This window comes from Pedobacter sp. 01T416_2 (genome assembly GCF_056398925.1).
In genome coordinates, this window is record NZ_JBFTQI010000639.1 from 1 (window position 1) to 3,486 (window position 3,486).

At 38.8% G+C, this 3,486-nt stretch carries 3 protein-coding genes; 1 reads left to right on the forward strand and 2 read right to left on the reverse strand.

Annotated elements, in window-relative coordinates; all coding sequences use genetic code 11:
- Together AC1DPQ_RS21620 and queA are read right to left on the reverse strand one after the other, a co-directional pair.
- Nucleotides 1–305: 2-C-methyl-D-erythritol 4-phosphate cytidylyltransferase (locus AC1DPQ_RS21620; RefSeq protein ID WP_477610835.1), on the reverse strand; the 305-nt coding region annotated here is incomplete at its 3' end.
- A 75-nt stretch (nt 306–380) separates the two neighbouring features.
- Nucleotides 381–1,430 (reverse strand): tRNA preQ1(34) S-adenosylmethionine ribosyltransferase-isomerase QueA, encoded by a 1,050-nt coding sequence (queA, locus tag AC1DPQ_RS21625; protein WP_029278727.1) that lies wholly within the window; start codon nt 1,428–1,430, stop codon nt 381–383.
- A 200-nt stretch (nt 1,431–1,630) separates the two neighbouring features.
- On the opposite strand from queA, the gene AC1DPQ_RS21630 reads away from it, so the two are divergent.
- Entirely contained in the window at nt 1,631–2,875 is a 1,245-nt protein-coding gene (locus tag AC1DPQ_RS21630; protein ID WP_215127580.1) for an ABC transporter permease, read from the forward strand.
- Nucleotides 2,876–3,486 lie beyond the last annotated feature (611 nt).

Here is a 3,486-nt window from a genome sequence, read left to right on the forward strand (position 1 = left end):
GTGCCGCCATCGATAACCTGGTGTGGTACATGGAAATTAAATTCCTCACATAACCGAGTCCAGGTGCCGCCATCGATAACCTGGTGTGGTACATGGAAATTAAATTCCTCACATAACCGAGTCCAGTAAGCTTGTTGATCTTTGTTTAGAACCAATAAAATTTTAGGTTGGGTATCACTTTGTGCAAAAGCTTTTATGGTATGCATCAAAACCGGAAGGTTTTTGAGCAGTAGAAATTGTTTTGGGGYTTCCGTTTGCATCCGATTGCCAGAACCGCCTGCTACAATTATAGCGTAGTATTTCATGTTTTAAGATGTGAGATTATAGATTTGAGATATGAGACTTGGTTTAACTCAAATCTCATATCTCAATACTCAAATCTATATAATTAGCATGGCATCGCCATAGCTGTAAAATTTATATTTTTCTTTTACTGCAACTTCGTAAGCATTCATTACGTTCTCATATCCGCCAAATGCACTTACCATCATCAATAAAGTAGATTCTGGGGTGTGGAAATTGGTAATCATTGAGTTTGCAATACTGAAATCGTAAGGAGGGAAGATAAACTTACTGGTCCAATCGTTAGCCGATTTTAATGTTCTGTTAGCAGAAACAGCCGATTCGATAGCACGCATTGAAGTAGTACCTACCGCGCAGATTTTTCTTTTTTCCTCTAAAGCTTTGTTTACAATGTTTGCATCTTTTTGCTCGATAATAAATTGCTCAGAATCCATTTTGTGTTTGGTTAAGTCTTCAACCTCAACAGTTCTGAAAGTTCCTAAACCAACGTGTAAAGTTACTTCTGCAAATTCTATACCTTTAAGTTCAAGACGTTTCATCAACTCACGACTAAAGTGTAAACCAGCAGTTGGAGCAGCTACAGCACCTTCGTGCTTAGCAAAAATGGTTTGATAACGTTCTTTATCTTCAGCAGTAGCTTTGCGTTTAATGTATTTAGGAAGTGGAGTTTCACCTAAAATTTCAACGTTTTTTCTAAATTCTTCGTCAGTACCTTCAAATAGGAAACGGATGGTACGGCCACGTGATGTGGTGTTGTCTACAACCTCAGCAACCAATAAATCGTCGTCGCCAAAATATAATTTATTACCTACACGGATTTTACGTGCCGGATCTACCAAAACATCCCATAAACGTAATTCCTTGTTTAATTCACGTAGCAAGAAAACCTCGATGGTTGCACCGGTTTTCTCTTTATTGCCATATAAACGGGCAGGGAAAACCTTAGTGTTATTTAATATCATTACGTCTTTGTCATCGAAATAACCTAAAACGTCTTTAAAAATTTTATGTTCAATTTTACCGCTGTCTTTATGTAAAACCATTAGGCGAGCTTCGTCGCGCTGTTCTGCCGGATTGTTGGCTACTAATGATTCTGGTAAGTTGAATTTGAATTGTGATAATTTCATTCTTGATGAATTTTTTGAGGTGCAAAAATACGAATTTAATTTTTCTTTTTCGTATTTTATCAAACGCAATTTATGTATATTATGTTTTAATCAATTTAAATCAAATAATACAGGGCGATTAATGCATTGTAGACATAAAATTAATTAGTTTTGAAGATAAGCTGTAACCTTTTGAAAAGCTTTGCATCTAACCTTTAATTATGATAATCTTTAGGCTAATAGGCGAGAGTTTCCGTTTTGCATTTGATGCGTTGCGCCAGAATAAATTACGCACCATGTTATCGCTTTTGGCTATAACAATCGGTATTTTTACCATCATTGCTGTATTCTCTGCAGTAGATACCTTTCGCGGTAAATTGCAGTCCAGTGTAGATAAACTGGGTTCCAATACTATTTATATTCAAAAATGGCCTTGGAGTTTTGGTGATAATTACCCTTGGTGGAAATATATGAACCGCCCTCAGCCTTCATTGCGCGATTTTGAAGCCCTCCGCGAGAGAATTGAAAATGCACAAGGCGTTACATTCGAAATATCAACTAACGATAGGACGATCAAATACAGAAGTAACTCAGTAGAAGGGATTTCGGTATGGGCAGCATCGCACGATTTTAATAAGACCTGGAATTTCGAGCTTCAGGACGGCCGGTATTTTACCGAAAATGAGAGTAAAAACGGCTCACCTGTTTGTATTTTAGGTTCTGATATAGCCGACGGGCTTTTTGATGGAGGTGCGCCAGTAGGTAAACAGGTACAGATTTTAGGAAGAAGATTAACTGTTGTTGGTGTTTTCAAAAAAGAAGGAGAAGATATGTTAGGTACCTCTCTTGATAAAAACGTAAATATTCCGATTGCTTTTGCGAAAGGTGTTTTAGATATCCAAAGCGAGCGTTATGGTCCACAGATTACAGTTCGTGGTAAGGATAATGTGAATTTAGAAGAGGTAGAAAGCGAATTGAAAGGTTTAATGCGCTCCATCCACAGGATCAGACCTGGCCAGGAAGAAGATTTTGCACTAAATAAAACCACCATTATTTCTAACCAGTTAGATTCGATGTTTAAAATGGTAAATATTGCCGGTTGGGTAATTGGTGGGTTTTCGATCCTGGTTGGTGGTTTCAGTATTGCCAATATCATGTTCGTATCGGTTAAGGAACGTACCAATATTATCGGCATCCAAAAATCGCTGGGTGCAAAAAACTATTTTATCCTGCTTCAATTCATATTCGAATCGATTTCGCTTTGTATTTTAGGTGGTTTGCTGGGTTTATTACTGGTCTTTCTGCTCGCCCTGGGGATTGGTGCGGCCACAGATTTTCATATTATACTGGGCTTGAACAATATTGCCTTAGGTATTGGCATATCAATAATCATCGGCACTATCTCTGGTTTTTGGCCAGCATATTCAGCATCAAGGTTAGACCCGGTAGAGGCGATTAGAAGTTAATTTGCAGTTAACGGTTTCTGGTTTTCAGTTGCAATGCCCTTAGTTGATAAACCTTATTGCAGTGGAAAGCCCGCAGCGCAGCGAGGAATGTAACGGAAAGAAGGACTGAATTTTCCGATGAAATGCTTGCTTTCGTTTCCAAAAACCATATCGTCATTTCGAGGGGTAATTTATTTTATAAAAATCAATATGAGTGACGTTTAATTGATTTCTTTTGCCCTAAGGCGCGGTCTTGCCTCGGCTCGCCGCCACCGAAGGGCTCTTTCTTTTTGGCATCAAAAAGAAGCAAAAAATGCCGGCTGAAAATTTTTCTTTCGAAGCTAGTGGGTTGGCTTGATGAGTGCGGCCCGAAAAATTTGTTAGGCCGGGTTTAAGTACAACGGGGATACCGTGGTGAGGCCTAGTTGGGCGGAAACACAAAATCGGTTAAAATGTTGATTATTAGTAGTTATGTAAAATAACGTCAATGGTAGCGGAGTGCAACGCAGTCGAGAACCCGAAGGCTCAGCGAAGCTAAATCTGTTGCAATAGATCTCTCTCCCGAAAATTCGGGACTGAGCTTCAGTCGAGATGACGAACCTTTTTTTCTTGAGATAACGGTAATATAAATA